This window comes from Paraburkholderia phytofirmans (assembly GCF_046028095.1).
In the GTDB taxonomy this organism is placed as follows: Bacteria; Pseudomonadota; Gammaproteobacteria; order Burkholderiales; family Burkholderiaceae; genus Paraburkholderia; species Paraburkholderia phytofirmans_A.
On sequence record NZ_JAQQDJ010000031.1, the window covers coordinates 1 to 17,358 of the forward strand.

Annotated in this window: 16 protein-coding genes and 1 pseudogene; 6 read left to right on the forward strand and 11 right to left on the reverse strand. The window is 57.6% G+C overall.

What is annotated here, in order from left to right; genetic code table 11:
• Window positions 1-1,088, forward strand: a 1,088-nt coding sequence (locus tag PQR54_RS38670; protein ID WP_408255375.1) for an alkene reductase, incomplete at its 5' end; no start/stop codon positions are given.
• A gap of 200 nt (window positions 1,089-1,288) precedes the next feature.
• Window positions 1,289-1,537 (forward strand): annotated as a pseudogene (locus PQR54_RS38675) (SDR family oxidoreductase); the annotation flags it as partial.
• Window positions 1,538-1,608: 71 nt separating this feature from the next.
• Here the strand turns inward: PQR54_RS38675 and PQR54_RS38680 are convergent.
• Both PQR54_RS38680 and PQR54_RS38685 read right to left on the reverse strand, forming a co-directional pair.
• Complete coding sequence (locus PQR54_RS38680) at window positions 1,609-2,136, reverse strand: DsbA family protein (protein ID WP_408255378.1); 528 nt, start codon at window positions 2,134-2,136, stop codon at window positions 1,609-1,611.
• Window positions 2,133-2,645: a redoxin domain-containing protein gene (locus PQR54_RS38685; protein ID WP_408255381.1), complete on the reverse strand. Its 513-nt coding sequence runs from the start codon at window positions 2,643-2,645 to the stop codon at window positions 2,133-2,135. The genes PQR54_RS38680 and PQR54_RS38685 overlap by 4 nt, the downstream gene beginning before the upstream one ends.
• Window positions 2,646-2,911: 266 nt before the next feature.
• On the opposite strand from PQR54_RS38685, the gene PQR54_RS38690 reads away from it, so the two are divergent.
• The gene (locus PQR54_RS38690; RefSeq protein ID WP_408255383.1) at window positions 2,912-3,334 is read left to right on the forward strand and encodes a hypothetical protein; all 423 of its coding nucleotides are present in this window, start codon (window positions 2,912-2,914) and stop codon (window positions 3,332-3,334) included.
• 386 nt (window positions 3,335-3,720) lie between these two features.
• Window positions 3,721-5,550 (forward strand): PAS domain S-box protein, encoded by a 1,830-nt coding sequence (locus PQR54_RS38695; RefSeq protein WP_408255386.1) that lies wholly within the window; start codon window positions 3,721-3,723, stop codon window positions 5,548-5,550.
• Between the two features lie 406 nt (window positions 5,551-5,956).
• Here the strand turns inward: PQR54_RS38695 and PQR54_RS38700 are convergent, their stop codons facing one another.
• From PQR54_RS38700 to PQR54_RS38725, 6 genes are all read right to left on the reverse strand, one after another.
• On the reverse strand, window positions 5,957-6,874 hold the full coding sequence (locus tag PQR54_RS38700; RefSeq protein WP_408255389.1) for a LysR substrate-binding domain-containing protein: 918 nt from the start codon (window positions 6,872-6,874) through the stop codon (window positions 5,957-5,959).
• A gap of 661 nt (window positions 6,875-7,535) precedes the next feature.
• Window positions 7,536-8,651, reverse strand: a complete 1,116-nt coding sequence (locus tag PQR54_RS38705) for an alkene reductase (protein WP_408255392.1) — start codon at window positions 8,649-8,651, stop codon at window positions 7,536-7,538.
• A 51-nt stretch (window positions 8,652-8,702) separates the two neighbouring features.
• A complete protein-coding gene (locus tag PQR54_RS38710; protein WP_408255395.1) occupies window positions 8,703-10,118 on the reverse strand; it encodes an NAD-dependent succinate-semialdehyde dehydrogenase in 1,416 nt (471 codons plus the stop codon).
• 484 nt (window positions 10,119-10,602) lie between these two features.
• The gene (locus PQR54_RS38715; RefSeq protein ID WP_408255398.1) at window positions 10,603-10,920 is read right to left on the reverse strand and encodes a DUF4148 domain-containing protein; all 318 of its coding nucleotides are present in this window, start codon (window positions 10,918-10,920) and stop codon (window positions 10,603-10,605) included.
• Between the two features lie 103 nt (window positions 10,921-11,023).
• Complete coding sequence (locus PQR54_RS38720) at window positions 11,024-11,884, reverse strand: helix-turn-helix transcriptional regulator (protein WP_408255401.1); 861 nt, start codon at window positions 11,882-11,884, stop codon at window positions 11,024-11,026.
• A 171-nt stretch (window positions 11,885-12,055) separates the two neighbouring features.
• Entirely contained in the window at window positions 12,056-12,754 is a 699-nt protein-coding gene (locus PQR54_RS38725) for a glutathione S-transferase family protein (RefSeq protein ID WP_408255404.1), read from the reverse strand.
• A gap of 164 nt (window positions 12,755-12,918) precedes the next feature.
• Here PQR54_RS38725 and PQR54_RS38730 point away from each other — a divergent pair, with 164 nt between their 5' ends.
• Window positions 12,919-13,830, forward strand: coding sequence for a LysR family transcriptional regulator (locus PQR54_RS38730; RefSeq protein ID WP_408255407.1), 912 nt, complete (start codon window positions 12,919-12,921; stop codon window positions 13,828-13,830).
• Between the two features lie 342 nt (window positions 13,831-14,172).
• Here the strand turns inward: PQR54_RS38730 and PQR54_RS38735 are convergent, their stop codons facing one another.
• Both PQR54_RS38735 and PQR54_RS38740 read right to left on the reverse strand, forming a co-directional pair.
• Window positions 14,173-14,538 carry a tautomerase family protein gene (locus PQR54_RS38735; RefSeq protein ID WP_408255409.1) on the reverse strand — a complete coding sequence of 122 codons (366 nt, stop codon included), beginning with the start codon at window positions 14,536-14,538 and terminating at the stop codon, window positions 14,173-14,175.
• 50 nt (window positions 14,539-14,588) lie between these two features.
• Entirely contained in the window at window positions 14,589-15,296 is a 708-nt protein-coding gene (locus tag PQR54_RS38740; RefSeq protein ID WP_408255412.1) for an SDR family NAD(P)-dependent oxidoreductase, read from the reverse strand.
• A 108-nt stretch (window positions 15,297-15,404) separates the two neighbouring features.
• Here PQR54_RS38740 and PQR54_RS38745 point away from each other — a divergent pair, with 108 nt between their 5' ends.
• Window positions 15,405-16,301, forward strand: coding sequence for a LysR family transcriptional regulator (locus tag PQR54_RS38745; RefSeq protein WP_408255415.1), 897 nt, complete (start codon window positions 15,405-15,407; stop codon window positions 16,299-16,301).
• A 290-nt stretch (window positions 16,302-16,591) separates the two neighbouring features.
• On the opposite strand, the gene PQR54_RS38750 is transcribed toward PQR54_RS38745, so the two are convergent.
• Entirely contained in the window at window positions 16,592-17,218 is a 627-nt protein-coding gene (locus PQR54_RS38750; RefSeq protein ID WP_408255417.1) for a tyrosine-type recombinase/integrase, read from the reverse strand.
• Between the last annotated feature and the right edge of the window lie 140 nt (window positions 17,219-17,358).

The window sequence follows — 17,358 nt, forward strand, 5'->3', positions numbered from 1 at the left end:
CGAACCGCGTCGTGATGGCGCCAATGACCCGCTCGCGCGCGCCGTCGCGTGGACGCCCGACGGAGATGATGGCTGAATACTATGTGCAGCGCGCGTCGGCGGGGTTGATCATCACCGAAGCCACCAATGTGAGCCCGGCTTCAGCCGCTTTCGAACTCACGCCGGGCATCATCACGGCCGAGCAGATCGACGGCTGGCGCCATATCACGAGCCAGGTGCACGCGGCCGGCGGCCGGATTTTCATGCAACTTTGGCATAGCGGGCGCGTCAGCTCGTTCGCCCTGCTTGGTGGTGAAGCACCGCTTTCGCCCTCGGGCGTGAATGACGACCTCGAACAGTTGCAGGTCTGGGCGCAATTGCAAAACGGCCAGTACACCAAGATCCACGCCACGCCGTCACGCGCGATGTCGGTCAATGAAGTGAAGCTCGCCATCGACGCGTTCAAACAGGGCGCGGCCAGCGCGATCGCGGCCGGCTTCGACGGTGTCGAGGTGCACGCAGCGAACGGTTACCTGCCGCATCAGTTCCTTTCCTCGACCACCAACACACGCGATGACCGCTATGGCGGCTCGGTGGCGAACCGCGCCAACTTCCTTCGCGATGTTCTCACGGAGATCGGCTCGGTGGTCTCGCTCGAGCGTGTTGGCGTACGCATCTCGCCGTATGCGCACTACAACAATGTGCGCGACGCAGACCCGGACGGCACCTACGATTACGTCGGCAAAATGCTCGGCGAGTTCGGGGTAGCTTACATTCACGCGGCGGACACCAACGGCTGGAGCGGACAACCGGACCTGCCGCGCATCATCGAACGCATACGCCGCGCTTTCTCCGGCACGTTGATGGTCAACGGTGGCATATCCGTTGATCAGGCCGAGGCATTGATCCGGGAAGGCCAGGCCGACCTGGTCGCGTTCGCTCGCGCGTATATCGCGAATCCGGACCTCGTCGAGCGCATCGCGGCCCGGGCAACGCTCGCGGAACCAAAGCCTACCGGCTGGTACGGCGGCGGTGCCGCCGGCTATATCGACTATCCATTCGACAGTAACGCGGGCCGAAGCCCGCAAGTCGGCGCGAGGCAAGCTTGATGCCACTCGCGAGTCAAACATTCGGCGTCGTGCGTGCCGCTCCTTCGATCCAGGACTTCTATGATAGATGCGCGAATGACTCGCAGGTCTAGATTGCTGATAGCTGGCGGTGTGGTCGTTGTCGCCGCGCTAACAACGCATTTCTGCTGATGTGGAAACCCGCGATCGCACCGGTCAATCCTCCGGCCGCCACGTCATTTCTGCCGGGACCAACCTTGTCAGACGGTTTCCGCGCAATGGTGGAAGAAACGGCAAAGGCGCAGGGAAAGACCGTCGAGCAGGTTGGCATTGAGTTTGTACGAGAGCATCGCCGTAGTTCGATTATTCAGCGGCCCGCCACCACAGAGGAAATCGCAAACATGGTCGTGTATGCGTGCTCGCCACAGGCTTCGGCGACCACTGGCGCGGCACTTCGCGTGGATGGCGGAGTAGTCGATACTATTGCCTGACTGGTTCTGACTACGCTTAAAAACGGGCGGCAAGGTCAAACGACCCTGCCGCCCGTTTTCCATCGACGCACTCACGCGTAGGGAGTGGCAGCGCGCAGCGCCTCGACAAGACTCTTGAGATCGCGGTCGCCGTCGTACCGGTGTCCGTTGATGAACAAGGTAGGCGTGCCGTTCACGCCGCTTCGCAGACCACCCTCGAAGTCTTTCTGAACGTGCTCATCGTATCTTCCTTCAAACGCCGTGGCGAGGTCGCGGGCGTGCAGATCAAGCTGCGCCGCATATTGCATCAGTTCCCCATCGCTCAATGCGGTCTGATTTTCGTACAGGACGTCGTGCGCTTCCCAGAATTTTCCGACGGTGGCTGCCCCCTCGGAAAACTCTGCGGCGTGAAGCGCATGTACGTGCATGTCCGTCAACGGAAAGTGCCGGAAGACGAATCGAAGCTGGGCTCCCATTGTGCGCTGTGCGGCCTTGATTACGCCGTACATCGCCCCGCAATAGGGGCATTCGAAATCACCGTACTCGACCAGTGTCACGGGCGCGTCAGCGGGGCCCTGGATGTGGTCGGCGACTCCAACGGGAGGATAGAGATGGCTCATGGCGTGTCCTGTTTCGCGGAAGTGCTCATTTTCTCAAGGGCACCGAGTATCCCGTCGACGCCTGGGTTCACGGTGACGGGGGAAACATAGGCCCACTGAACGACGCCATTTCCATCGAGCACGAACAATGCACGCTCGGAGACACCCTCGGCCGTACGGTAGACCCCATAGCTTCTCGCAACTGCGCCTTTCGGCTCGAAATCGGCCAGCAACGGAAAATGGAATTTGCGTTCGGTCGCATAGGCTACGTGCGACCAAGCGCTATCGACAGAGATGGCGATGAGTTGCGCGCCGAGGCGGCGGAACTCAGTGAGTGCGGCGTTGAACAGACCTAGTTCATCGCCGCAAACGGGGCTCCAGTCCGCCGGATAGAACGCAATAATCACTGGCGCTCCGCGCAACTCGGAGAGCGCCATTTTCTGGTCGGGCGTGACGTGCAACGTGAAGTCCGGCGCCAACGCGCCAGCTTTAAGAACTGGAGGCGTGGATCGGGAAAGCAAGGCTGTCATGTCAGGTACTCTCCTCAAAAATCGTGGTGCGCCACTGCTTCACAGCGGCTCCTCATGGTTCAGCAGCAGAATAGGCTGGATAGCATTGATAGAACAGTTATCCATTGGCATTGGCCGATCACGACAAGGAAGGTCCGATCAATACCTTCGTATATCGCACGGTTCACCGGCCGGAATCGCAAAGCAGTCACCGGTTGCATCTGATTGATGCGGTGCGTTTCTGAAAAAACGCAGACCGTTCAGATGATTAAATCTGGACCAATCGCATGGGCGATCTGCTGTGGATTGAGCGTGGGCTGAGCCGGTTCAGCCCACGGCAATCCGCGCACGCACTCATGCCTGCCAGCCTGTTTCTATTCTTTGATCCCGCCGCCTACGAAGCGGAAATGCGCTTTTTTTCAATTGCGGCAAAGTTAACTATCGCGCCAATCATGAGTACACTTTTCTTTCGACCCGACGCGGAAGCTCGCGAACGCCTCATTCTCTGGATCAAAAAACGCATGGACGCATGCGGCATTACTCTCGCAGCGTTGCAGCGGTCGCTTGAAGAAGACCTCGATCAAACGCGCTATCAGGACGCATTCGGCAACTGTTGGAACGGAAAAGGCAGCTTACCGGCGTGGCTGCAGCGGGTCGTGGCAGCGGGACAAAGCATCGAGCATTTCCGCAGCGAAAACGCAGAGAATTGACCTCGTAAACCGGCTACGGCTTGCGCGGCCAGTCACCGTTAAACGCCCCCCGACTATCGGTGATAAGCGAACAACGAATGTTACCCGGACGTTTACTGATCGCCAGATAACTTATAGAATCGTGCGGCAATGGTTGGAAGCTGGTGCCCTCTGGAGACCTGCGCGCACGAATGTACCCAACTAGATGGGCTTTGAATCGGCAAGGCGGCGGCGCCATGTGTCATTCGTCAGCGCAGTTGCGCCGCAATATGCACCGTTCCGGCACGGGTACTCCAGAAAAGCCACCCTTGACCGGAATTTACCCCTATTTTAATCGCACCGTTCGTTGGGATCCGCTGATGGGCTCATCGAAGGTTCTGCCGACGCAGTGAACTTGGCGAGCAAACATGAATGCGGACAAAATGGTTCGACTGCGGTATCTGGTGCTGCTCTGGATCTTCGGATGTATTGCCTTGGGCCTCGTCTCGTGGGCGTGCTTCCACCTTGGCTTCAGCCTGGCTAGCGCGGGTTTTGCCGTTCTGATCGTCATCGTGCTGCTGTCCCTCCTCGACAGTTTCGTTTCGTCCGCTATTTTTTCTGTTTTCTCTGCCGCCTGCCTCAACTACTACTTTACTGAGCCGATTTTCAGCTTCGGCGTAGCGGCCTCTCAGGACTTGATGGGACTGGTCACTTTCATGGTCACTTCACTCACCGTTACTGCGCTTGTCAGACACGCGCGGCGGCTGAACAAGGCACAGCTTGAGCAAGCCCGACTCCTCGACCTCACGCACGACACCGTGTTTGTTCGCGACATGAACGATGTGATCAGCTACTGGAATCGCGGCGCCGAAGAACTCTACGGATGGAAAAGAGAAGAAGCCATTGGCAAGGTCAGCCCCGAACTCCTGCAAACGCGCTTTCCGGTCCCGCGCGACGAAATTACGGAAACGTTGTTGAGCACCGGACGCTGGGACGGTGAATTGATCCGCACCAAGCGGAACGGCCAGCAAGTCGTGGTGGCATGCCGTCTGTCACTGCAGAAGAGCGAATACGGGAGTCCGCTTGCGAAGCTGGAAACCAACAACGATATTACCGAACGCAAGCGGGCCGAAGAAACGCTACGCCGAAGTCAGGCGCAATACTTCGCAGAAGCGCAGAAACTTAGCCTTACCGGCAGTTTTGGATGGAATGTGTCAAGCGGGGAAATTTTCTGGTCCGAGCAAAGCTTCAGAATCTTCGAATTCGACCCCACCATCGCCCCAACGATGGAGGCGGTGGTCCAGCGCACGCATCCGGACGACGTCGCGTTCTTGCAAGAAGAGCTCGAGCGGGCGATCGATGGCAGACAGGACTTTGATTTTGAGCATCGGCTACAGATGCCCGACGGCTCCATCAAGCACCTCCATGTCGTCGCACATGCCGTAAAAGAAGACACCAGCAAGTTGCAGTATTTCGGGGCGATTAAGGACGTCACTGCAACACGGCAGGCTGAGGAGCAGTTGCATGAGACTCAGTCGGAACTCGCTCGTATGAGTCGCGTCACCGCCCTCGGCGAACTGAGTGCGTCCATCGCCCACGAAGTCGGCCAGCCGCTCACGGCAATCGTCACTAACGGCGAGGCCTGTTTGAGGTGGCTCCATCACGCGACGCCGCAACCGGATCAAGTGCAAGCCTCCGTAAAGCGCATGATCGCCGATGGCAAGCGCGCAGTCGAAATCGTGCAGCGTATACGCACACTCACCAAAAGGGATGTCCCGGAGAAGACGCAGCTGGATATCAACGACGTGGTCAACGAAGTGGCGTCCCTCATCCAGCACGAAGTCTTCAGCCATCGGGTGTCGCTGCGCCTCGAGCTCGATCCGGGGTTGCCGGCGCTGCTCGCCAGCCGGATTGCTTTTCAGCAGGTCATCCTCAATCTGGTAATCAATGGCATACAGTCGATAAGCGATACTGCCGACGGCCCACGCGAACTGCTAATCAGGACCCGTCTGGATGAAGAAGGCGATGTGGTCGTTGCGGTCCACGACTCCGGCGCAGGCATCAAGCTTGAGAACGCCAATCGTATATTCGATCCTTTTTTCACCACCAAACCCGAAGGCATGGGCATGGGCCTGTCGATCTGCCGCTCGATCATCGAGGCCCACAGAGGACGGGTATGTGCGTTTAACCACATTTACCGCGGCGCGATCGTTCAGTTTAGCGTGCCCCCATCCGCGCGAGTGAGCCATTGCGGGTGAGCAGCACGTAAGCTTTTGCGTGCCCTCAATAGCCTCTGCGTGTCGATACCGCATTAGGGCGCACCACAGATTTGGCGCTCGCCCTATCGAGGGTGCGGATACTGGCCCCTCAGCTTTCCCCTGTTCCGCGGCGCTCGCCGCGCGCCTCCGGCATTGACGGCTTCCGTGACGACTCTCCTATCGTGGGATAGGAGAACCAATCGGTACCCATCTGACATGGACAATGAACGACCGACAAGGGACGGCCAAATTTTCAAAAAGCGGACACTCCGCAAGCGCGCCCAACCTCGTACCCGTTAGTCAACGGGGAACATGAACAGAGGCAAAGGCGCACCCTTAAAGGCTCCGAAGGTTTCACAGAGGTGACGATTGAGAGAGAGCCGACGTTGAACAGAAGGTGTGCAATCTAACCCAGTTTCCCAAAAAATCGCTCAACCAGATCGGGCCTGTCTAGTTGTGCTATCCACCATTCCAAAGCATGCCCTATTTTGTCTTCGCGCCAGGCTAGGTAGCAATTTGTATATTCACGCACGCCCACAACGCGTCGCACCACGAGTTTCCCTTCGCGTAGTGGCCCTTCCGCTACGCGATCGGGCAGCATTCCGACAGCGATACCTTCGCACAACACTTCAACCTTGGCCCCCAGTGTCGGGACGACAATTACGATCTGTCCGTCATGCTTGGCCACGGATTGAGGTCGCAATTGGCGAGACGTGTCACTTATAACAACACCCCGGTATCTTGCAATCACCCCGCTATCCAACGGCTCTGGGAAATCGGCGAGTGGATGGTCTGGTGCAACGACGAACACGTGACGGAGCGTGCCGATTGGCCGAGCTGCGATATTGGATGCATGCGGCGGCTCGCCAAATGCGCCCACGGCCAGGTCGGCGCGCTGGGTAACCAGCGCGTCCCATACCCCCCCAAGCACCTCGGTGGAAAGGCGCAACTGGGTAACCATCTCTAGTTCGTAGAAGGCGCGGACATGCGACCACAACGCTGCGGAAGGCAAGATAGCATCCAGGCATATTCGCAGCTCAGATTCCCAGCCGTCCTGTATCCCCTTCGTTTTGACTTCCAGATCTCGGGCGGCCCGCAGAAGCTGACGCCCCTCATTGACAAGAAAGCGACCGGCCGGCGTGAGTTTTGCGCGTCTGCCGCTGCGATCAAAAAGCTCGACATCGATCTCGGCCTCCAGTTTCTGCACGAGATACGTGAGGGACGAAGGGACGCGATGCAAGGATTCGGCCGCTTCAGCGAATGTGCCGGTGCGGTCGATAGCGTCCAAAACCTCAAGAACTTCAAACGAAAGGCTGATCGCCATAGGGGCTTACGTCCACAAGGTGTTGCTAACAATTTGCAGCAGCGCTTTCGCGCTCATATGCATGGGTTCACTCGGGTGCGGTTTAGGACAGAACTGATGCAGTCCTGGCAACGAATCGACAGGGACCGCAAGGGTGCGCGAGTCTAAGCCATTTACCGCGGTTGGCATACAGTTGCGCGAGTGCCGCATATAACGGAAGTCCCACCGCTTTCCTAAATGTCGAAAAAATGACTGCCACGAGTCGCGTCGATCGACATCGTGCTTTGTCCCGGACATCGCCGAATTGTCGACGATCCAAGTGCGGAGGTCGAGCGTCCGATATTGGCCGATCCGTGCCTCATGCAAACCGCATGGACTTCCGAATCCAGAACGGTCGCGATCGGCAGCACGCGGACCCAATACCGACGGTCGGATGGGTGCCACCCAAACGACCGGTTCCAGAGTACAACAGTCATTTCTTTTCTGTCTGGGAAGACCGACTATCGACCATCTCGACTAGTCTCGAATTGATTCGCCAAAGACCGTTCAACATGGGAGTTGCGCTAGTTACATTCCGTCGATGGTCTTCGGCCGCCAAACGATGTTGCACGCACCAAGTCAGTTTGGCTCTATAGAGAGTGCAGTATGTTAACCTCGCTCAATGACCGGGGTTTTACCCTCCTCATTGATCGATTGCACTCTGACCGTTCATCCGCGGCCAGTTGGAATATCCGTTCGCGTCTCCGCCATACCAATATTCCTTTGGCGCTTCGGCTAGTGGAGCGCCTGTCCTGAGGCGCTCGACCAAATCCGGATTGGCAATGAACGGCCGTCCTATGCTGAACAGATCGGCGTCTCCCGCAGCCAGTGTTTTTTCGGCTAGGGCTAGCGTGTATTGATTGTTGGCGATATAGGCGCCTTTAAAGCGCTTGCGCAGGTCAGTGAAGCTGATGCCTTCTGACGCTTCTCGGCTCAGTTGAGTCACACCCTCGATGTCGTGTATATAAAGCAATCCGAGGCGTGACAACGCGTCTACATATGCACCGTATGTCTCCATCGTATTGCTGTCGAGCGATGTGTCACCCGGGGTCGTAGTGACTGGCGAAATGCGGATGCCGACGCGGTCTGCGCCCCAAACATCGATAACGGCTTTGACGACATCGAGTGGGAAACGCAATCGATTCTCTACCGAACCACCATACCTGTCCGAACGATGATTCGTGCTGTCGCGAATGAATTGTTCGAGTAGGTAATTATTGGCCGAATGCACTTCGACACCATCGAAGCCGGCAAGCTTCGCGTTTTCCGCAGCACGGCGATATTCCTCGACGATCAACGGGATTTCGTCTGTCGCGAGCGCACGAGGCGTGACAAAATCTTTCATGCCATCGTGGACGCGGATCTGTCCCGCCGGTTTGATCGACGACGGTGCGACAGGCAGCGCACCGGCATGCATATCGGGGTGTGACATCCGTCCCGTATGCCAGAGCTGCAGGAAGATCTTGCCCTCTTGGCGATGCACCGCCTCGGTCACGTGTTTCCACGCCTTAATGTGTTCGCTAGTCCAAATCCCCGGCGTGCGGGGGTAGCCACGCGCTTGTGCCGAGATATTTGTTGCCTCCGTGATGATTAGACCTGCATCGGCGCGCTGCGCATAGTAATCGGCGGCATAGTCAGGCGGCACACCGGCATCGTCCGAACGACTGCGCGTCATTGGTGCCATCACGACGCGGTTCTTCAGGAGCAAGCCGCCGATCGTAGCCTCTTGCAAAACAGGACTGGATTTAGAGTTAGACATGGCTATCCTTCGAGAATTGATCGCTTGGTTTTCGATGAGATGGTTTGTGGATCAGTCCACGGCCTTGGCCCAGACTGCCTGGGCGTTGGTGAACTCGCGTAAGCCGAAATGCGACAGTTCACGTCCGTAGCCACTCTTTTTCACCCCACCGACGGGAATGCGAGCGTTCGAGGCGGGATAGCCGTTAATGAATACGCCACCGGTTTCCAGGCGACGCGCGATGCGTTGTGCTCGTGGGACGTCGTGGGTCCAGAGACTGCCGCCCAGTCCGTAATCGCTGGTATTGGCAAGCTGAATCGCGTGTTCTGCGTTGTCTGCCACCGTGATCGCTGCCACCGGCCCGAATGTTTCCTCGTCGAATGCCGCCATGCCCGGGGTGACGTCAGCTAACACCGTTGGTTCATAGAAGTTGCCGATTCCCTCGACCTTCTTGCCACCGAGCAGGAGCGTCGCACCGGCCGCGATGGTACGTTCGATCTGCTGGTGCAGTTCGTCGCGCAAGTCGTGGCGCGCCATCGGCCCAACCGTGCTCGTCGGGTCGAGCGGGTCCCCCACCTTTATTTGCCTTGCGGCAGCGACGAATTTCCGAGTAAATTCTTCGGCGATGGGCCTTTCAAGAATAAATCGCTTGGCGGCCAGACAGACCTGTCCGGCGTTCTGGAATCGTGCTTCGATGCCCGCTTTTACCGCTAGATCGATATTCGCATCGGCCAACACGATGAAAGCGTCCGCGCCCCCCAACTCCAGCAGACTCTTTTTAAGCGCCCTTCCTGCCGTCGCAGCCACCGCCGAGCCCGCTCGCATGCTACCTGTTAGCGTGACCGCCGCCACCCGATCATCCTCGATCGTCCGGGCTACTGTCTCGTTGTCGGTATTCAGATTGGCGAAAAGCCCTTTTGGAAACCCAGCAGCTTCATACGCCTCCTGCAGGGCATAAGCAGAACCCATGACGTTCGGCGCATGCTTCAGTAAAAAGCCGTTACCCGACAGCATGACCGGACCAGAGGCGCGTACCACCTGCCACAAAGGGAAGTTCCATGGCATGACGGCCAGAACCGTGCCTATTGGCAGATACGAAACATGGACCTCGTCATCGCTATCGACCGAGACCGGTTCATCTGCAACGATCGCAGGGCCGTTTTCTGCGATCCACTCTATGGTGGCGGCGCATTTCTCAACCTCTGCGCGCGCTGCGCCGATGGTCTTGCCCATCTCGGCCGTGATGAGGGAAGCCAGACTATCTGATCTTTCGCGCAAGGTTGCCGAGAGGCGATGATAGGCAGCGACGCGTTCTCGCATCGGCGTCGCCCGCCACAGCCGGAAAGCTGCAGCACTATCAACAAGCAGGCGCTGCACTTCGTTGGCAGTCTGGAATGTATAGGTTGCGATCAGTTCGTTGGTCGCAGGGTTACGCGAGGTCGCGACGTTGACCGCGTTAGTGTTTGGCTGAGCGTTGTGATTCGACATCGTTATTGCCTCCTTGACAGATGAAATCAGCGAATGAGGTGCTGCTCTGATGGTCAGTTTAGGCAAAGCGATCTGGGTGAAGAAGGCGTCTCGTAATCCTATGACTGCGGGTCATAGGCAGCATGGTGTGAGATATACGTCACCAGGGAAAGGTCGGGCCGACCCTTGGCGTCATTGCGACATACGTGAGATCGATACGCGTGATGCGCACATGGGCAGAAATGCGGGTCGGGCGCGGACCATCCAGTTCCGATTAAGATAAGCCGCTAGGTGCCGCTATCGAATGGCAAAGAAATTGAGCAAACGCATTTTGATTTCTTATCTAGCGGTAGCTCGGCGTACGCAAAAAAAAGCCAGCCATAGCTGGGCGGGATCCACCGGCAAATATGCCGTAGGAGGAGGTACTGAAACAAGATGGCTGGCTTGCTATCGATCAAGACAGCAACCAGCCTTAGGTCGTATTTTGCCGATGCTCTAGATCAGCTTAGTGACCGGAATAGATCGACTTCGTAGCGATATTGGCGGTTGGCTTAAGCGAGGCGCCTGACGAGGATGAACCGCCCGAGACTCCACCGTACCCCGTAGCGGCGCTATTTTGCGCGGTGGCACGTGCTTCGGCGGCTTGAATCTGCACCGGATAAGTTGCCTGGTCGCCAGCACCCGGCTGGTAGCCTGCCTGTTCAAGTTGAACCAATTCAGCACGCACTTGCGCACGGCTAACAGGTGCATCTGACTGGGCGAACGACGATACAGCCGGAATAGCAAAGGCAGCGGCGACGATGAGTGATTGAATGAGTTTCATGATACTTACCTCCAGACTTGGGTTTTGTTCGCAAACACCCGTTTGCGATTCAGTGATGCCAGTCTAGACAAAGCGATTCGAGTGAAGAAGGCGTCTTGTAATCCTATGACTGCGTGTCATAGGCAGTATGGCGCGGGATATACGTCACCAGCGAAAGGTCGGGCCGACCCTCCGGCGTCAACGCAACATACGTGAAATCGATATGTCCGGAAGTCGGATGCCGCAGACGTTTGCTGCCCTCATCAAAACCTTTCACGTCCGTGTCCTGCCACCAGTCACGGAACTCAGCGCTCTGTTGCGAGAGTTCATTAATCAGATCGTCGAACGGAACTTTGTCCTGCGCATGCGCGCGCGAGGCGCGGAACGTGGAGATCATGCCGCGCGCCATTTGCTCCCAATCGAGGATCAGCGTGCGATAGGGGCGATAGAGAAACAGCAGGCGTAACGTATTGCGCTCGTGCGGCTGCAGCGAGCCGTAATCGACGAAAAGGTCCGCAATCGCATCATTCCAAGCGAGTATGTCTAATCGCGTGTTGCGCACGTAGGCAGGGATGGGGTTGATCGCGCGAACCAGCCTTTCCAGACCTTCGGTAACTCCGCCTGTGGTCACGACGGCCGGTTCCTCACGGGCCGAAAGCGCGAAGAGATGAGAGGATTCGACCCGATCGAGTTTGAGAATCTTCGAGATGCGCCGCAGTGCGTCTGCGGAGGGCTGGATGTCGCGTCCCTGTTCGAGCCACGTGTACCAACTGACGCTGACGCCTGCGAGCACGGCGACTTCTTCGCGCCGCAAGCCCGGTGTGCGCCGCGGGCCCTCAGGCAGACCAAATTCCTTAGGCTGAAGACGCGCCCGTCGACTGGAGAGGAAGGTACCTAGCTCACGGCGTTGTTCGGGAGAGGTTTTCTTGACCATATCGCGCAATGTTCCTATGCCGAAAATATTGGGCCGAACAAGCGCCGACATTCGTAATGCCATTGAACACAGCAATGGATAGTGCGCCTGCGATGGTTGGGGCGGCCAGTACCGGCGCCTGTGTAAGCTGCTGAGTATAAAGTGCCCAACGCGTCGTGAGGTACGACGTCGCCGGATCGCGCGGGCTCATTTCCCTGAGCGTCGCGCGATGCCCAGCCCATTTTATGCCCGATTGTCCAGCTCCGGTATGCCGCTGTTACCGTCGGCATAGGCGGCCTTGAAGCTCGGACGTTGTTGCCAACGCTGCCAGTAGGCATCCAAAAATTCGAAACGCTCGTCGAGCGGAGTGGCGTTCACCGGGAACTTCGAGAACGCGATTGCGGTCGCCAGCGTGATGTCTGAGAAGGTCGGTTCATGACCGCCCAGCAGCCACTGCCGGCCGTCCGACAGATGCTTGTTGACCAGCGCGGCATGGGCCAATGCTTCCTTGCGACAGTGCTCACCCCATGCCTCGTTCTTCGTCAGTTCAAGCTTGAACCCGAGACCCGTGTGCAAAACGTGGAAGGCCGTGACAATCCGATACAGGATGTGAACCCAGATGCGGTTGTCCCACATATTGTCCAAGCCCTGCTCCAAGGGCGTGTCGCCCATAATCTTTCGACCGGGATAGGACTGGTCGAGATATCTGACAACGGCGGCTGTCTCGGAAAGGAAGCTACCGTCAGCAAGTTCAAGCGTCGGCGTTTCGCCCCATGGATTCATTTTCAAGTGCCGCCAGCCACGCTGTTCGCCGACCGGCGTCATGTCATAGATGGTTTCGTCAAACTGATCTGCGATCCCCTTTTCATGCATGAACAGACGCAGGCGCTGTGGGTTGGGGAAGGCCGAGGGCGAGGTGAAAACGTGCAGTTTGGTAGTCATTTGCGTCGTTCCTAAATGTAAGTTGAAGATGGCGCCAACCCGTATGCGTATAGGAGCTGGTCTGAATTCCTTGTCTGCGTGAGCAGTGAATGCACTTTATTAGCTTGTTGACCACACATAAATGGTGTAAACATCAATTCATCTATTACATTTTGGAACAAACAATGGCCGCCATCGAATCGATCCAGCTCGGCAGCATCGAGCAATTTTGTAAAGCCGCGGAGTTGGGAAGTTTCACAGGCGCGGCCGAGGTTTTTGGCGTAACCCCGGCAGCGGTCAGTCGATCGATCAGTCGGCTCGAACAGCGCCTTGGTGTGCGCCTGTTTTCGCGAACAACGCGCAGCGTCAAGGTCACAAATGAAGGGGAGCTCTATTGGAAGGAGTGTCAGATAGCGCTCGAGCAAATCGCCGAGGCCGAGCGCGCGATCACCGGCGCACAGACAGTGCCGAGTGGGCTGCTGCGCATCAGCGTCAGTGCCGCTTACGGGACATATCGCTTACTGCCTTTGATGCCCAGGTTCACCGAGGCCTATCCACAGATCGACATCGAGATAAGTATCTCGGACAAGATCATTGATTTTGTTGAAGAGGGGTTTGATCTTGCTATCCGATTAGGCATCCAGCGTGACTCGCGACTGGTGGCATATAAGCTGGAGGATGCGTCTTTAGGCGTTTTCAGTACACCAGATTACTTACGGAGAAAAGGCACGCCGCTATCGCTCAATGACCTTGAGAAGCATGACTGCATTCAATACGTATCTCCTAATACCGGGCGACCGATGCAGTGGCTGTTTACTGATGAAAAAGGAGCCGAGATTGAACAACCTATAAAGAGCCGAATGCGGGTACTCAATGATGCGCTAGGGTGCGTCGCCTGGGTCAATGCGAGCGGCGGCCTTTACCAGACTTACCGTTTCGCGGCGGCCGAAGCTTTAAAGCGTGGCGATCTCGTGGAGATCCTTCAGAAATATGGTGGACGCTCCCGCCCGTTCTCCATCCTCTATCCACAGAATCGCCACTTATCAGCGAAAGTGCGTGCGTTTGTCGACTTTCTACGGTCAGCCGTAAGCGCGTAGTTAGCGCAGCAAACACAGTCCTTTCAGGATCTTCCAAAATTTGTCGTTCCATGGACGCTTCGGGTATGACTCGCCAGTATCAGCTACGCGTGATAGTCCGCTTTTAGGTGGCGGAGCCGACTCACGGACCTTAATGTGAGCACCTAAACGGACGTCCGCAGACGGGCCGGTTCCGGCAGTTTGAAGCTCGCCGATGATCGAGCGGCACCGAGCCGCCCCCGACTTCCGCAGCCGACCTTCCGATAGCTGAAGCCGGCGACGGCGCGGAGAAGGACAGAGTCGGAGTATGCCAGCAGCAGTCCAGTACACGCGATCGTAGGTAGCCGCTTTCGAAAGTTTTCCTCACATTTGGGACCGGCTGACGTGGCCCGGCAAGCGGGCAACAGGATCCGCCGGTATGGTTCGATGGGGTGCCTTCCCCGACAACTCAAGCCGGAGGCGTTTGTCGAGACGCCCAATCGAGGTCAGCGGTCCACGCGACGATCCCGAGCGCGTTGATTGCGGTAGTCGGACAGCAGCAGTCCCCTGTCCGATGTCATCGATCTCGTGTTCATGGAAAATAACGGTTGTATCTTCATGCGGCTTGCCCATTATGGTAAAGAGCAGGTCGGCGATACCTTTGTGCACTGCGGCTTTCTGCTCACGGGTCGTGCGTTCTGCGCCAGGACCGGTTCCCTCGCGGGTTACCAGAATATTCACGATCGGCATACGGTTCTCCGGGAAGTAGGGAGGCGCTCGTTGCGCGCCTCCTATGCGGGTCAACGCCCGGCGATAAGTCCGCCATCAACGTGAAGGATTTCGCCAGTCGAGAAGGCGGCGTCCTCGAGGTAGAGCACCGCTCGAACGATATCCTCGACCTCACCTAGCTTGTTCATGGGATGGAACGCGGCCAGCTTCTCCACGGTGCCCGGATCGTGCATGGGCGTGCGGATGACACCCGGCGCCACTGCGTTTACGCGAATGCCGCGCGTGGCGTACTCGATCGCCATGCTCCTGGTGGCGGAATTCATCCCGCCTTTCGTCAGCATCGCGATGAAAGCGGGAGAGCGCGAGCTGGCAAATTCCGCCGTCGAGGCCGTGATTTGGATAACATGTCCGCTGCCCTGCTTCAACATCACCGGAATGACTTGCTGGGTGGTAAAGAAAAAGCCGTCGAGGTTAGTCCTCAGCTTGAGCCGATAATCTTCTTCTGTGTATTCGGTGAATGCCTTGCCGATAAAGATGCCGGCGTTGTTCACTAGCTTGTCGATGCGGCCAAACCTGTCCAGGGCTGCCGCGACTACACGCTTGCCCGTCTCCGGGTCACCTATGTCGCCCGCGACAGTCACAAGGTCCGGATCAGCCGAGGGCTGAATCGAGCGCGACGTGGCGACGACGCCGTAGCCACGGGCGCGAAAGCCGTTGACGATGCCCTCACCCATTCCCTGTGAAGCGCCGGTGACAATGGCTACCTTTTTCTGACTCATGATATTTCTCCTTGGCTGTTGACTGAACCCGGATGCCCTTGGCGTCTCGTGGTATGGACAGCAGGTTATCGCTAGACTTTGGTAAAGGGGAGTCGCTATCCTTGCGCAATGACTGATAAAAAACGCACAGAACTCGACTGGCAGGACATGCGGATTTTTCTGGCGCTGGGACGCTATGGGAGCCTGTCTGCTACGGCACGCGCACTGCGCGTTAATCATGCGACGGTCGCCCGCCGCGTTCAGTCTCTTGAGGAGAGCGTGGGTCAGAAACTGGTCGAGCGCAGGCCCGAGGGATACGTACCGACACCTGCAGGAAAAAATGCGTTGCAGGTTGCAGCGGAAATGGAATCTGCGGCACAGACAATGAAGCATGCCGGAGCGAGCGATGGCGAAAGCAGCCTTCGAGGCCTGGTGCGCATAAATGCACCGCCCGGGCTCTCGCAGGGCTTCATACTTGCCCGCCTCACCCAGCTTACCGAGTCCTATCCCGGGATCGACATCGATCTTGCGACGAATCTTCGTTCGGTCAGCCTCGGCCGCCACAAAGCAGATATCGTCGTGCGCGTGGGCCGCCTTGTCGACGCGGACCTGATCGCCAGGTCACTCGGTCGCATGGCGTTTGGCTTTTATGGCGCAACAGCGCAGTGCGAACGAGTCGAACGCGGAGAGCCGCCCGTCTTTGTGAGTTTCAATGAGGAAAGCGCCGACATGCCGGGCACAAGCTGGCTGACGCAGCAGTTCCCCCACGCTCGCGTTTCACTTCGCGCCGAGAATCACATCTTGCAAGCGATTGCGGCGCGGGACGGTGCGGGACTAGCCTTGCTCCCCCATTATCTGGGCCGAGGTCTACCTGGACTAAGCCTATGCGCGCTGGGACCATTGCCTCCTCCACGAGATATGTGGCTGCTCATACGCAGGCAGGACCGGAACGTGCCGACACTACGAGTGGTAATGCAGCACTTGATCGATGCTTTCAAGAAAGACGAAGCGCTTTTCGATGCCTGAGTGTCCGGTGCGTCGGGCCCACAGATCACTGCAGGCCAAGAGTCACGGAGCCGATAAGGCGAAGGTCTGAACCGATTCGGCTCGTATTCACTCTTGCTCATTGCAGCGAATGTCGGGTTGGCCAACGACTGCCTCAGGTAGTCGACCGCCCCCGACCCAACTCGTCCAATCGAACCCGTGCCGCTCCAATGGCAGTTTCCAAAGGCGAAGCGGTCGTTGAGCGACATGTTCCGCGTGACCGCGAGCGTCCCTTTACGGCCGACAAGCGCACGCTTGCCGGCCGCCGTCTATCAGACCTCCGTCTGCTCGGCCATCTCGAGTGCATCGTCTACCTCGATCCCAAGGTATCGCACGGTGCTTTCAATCTTTGTATGGCCCAACAGCAATTGCACGGCGCGCAAATTCTTGGTGCGTCGATAGATTAACGACGCTTTCGTGCGTCGCATGGTGTGCGTGCCATACGCGCTGTCATCGAGTCCGATCGACGCGATCCAACGATGAACGATGCGCGCATACTGGCGCGTCGAGACGTGCGCCGAAGCATGCAACCGACTCGGAAACAAATAATCGGAAGGCTTCAATCCCCGCGCCGAGATCCAGGCAGAGACACTTTGACGGGTCTGCTCCGTGATTTCAAACTGCACCGGTCTATGGGTTTTTTGCTGCATAAAAGTTGCGCGAGCTACGACATGACCTCCCATGGAGACGTCCTGCACTTGCAATCGCGTCAGATCGCACGCCCGAAGCTTACTGTCGATTGCAAGGTTGAAAAGCGCCAACTCGCGAGCGTTGGAAGACATCTGGAGCCTAGTCCGAATTGCCCAAATTTCACGGAGCTTCAACAGCGGCTTCTGACCGGTCAGCCTTCCCTTGTTCCAAGGCACCCGGCGGGCGTCGGAGGAATTAAGCGTTGCCATGACAACCTCCACTTCAATGAAGGGAGATTGATTCTGCGCCTTGGGAATGGTCACTGTTCGTTAAGCCTTGTCCAACGCCTGCCCGCATGCGTCGTCGTGCACTCATGCGCTGCGGACAAGGGCAGGCATCGAACAACGCT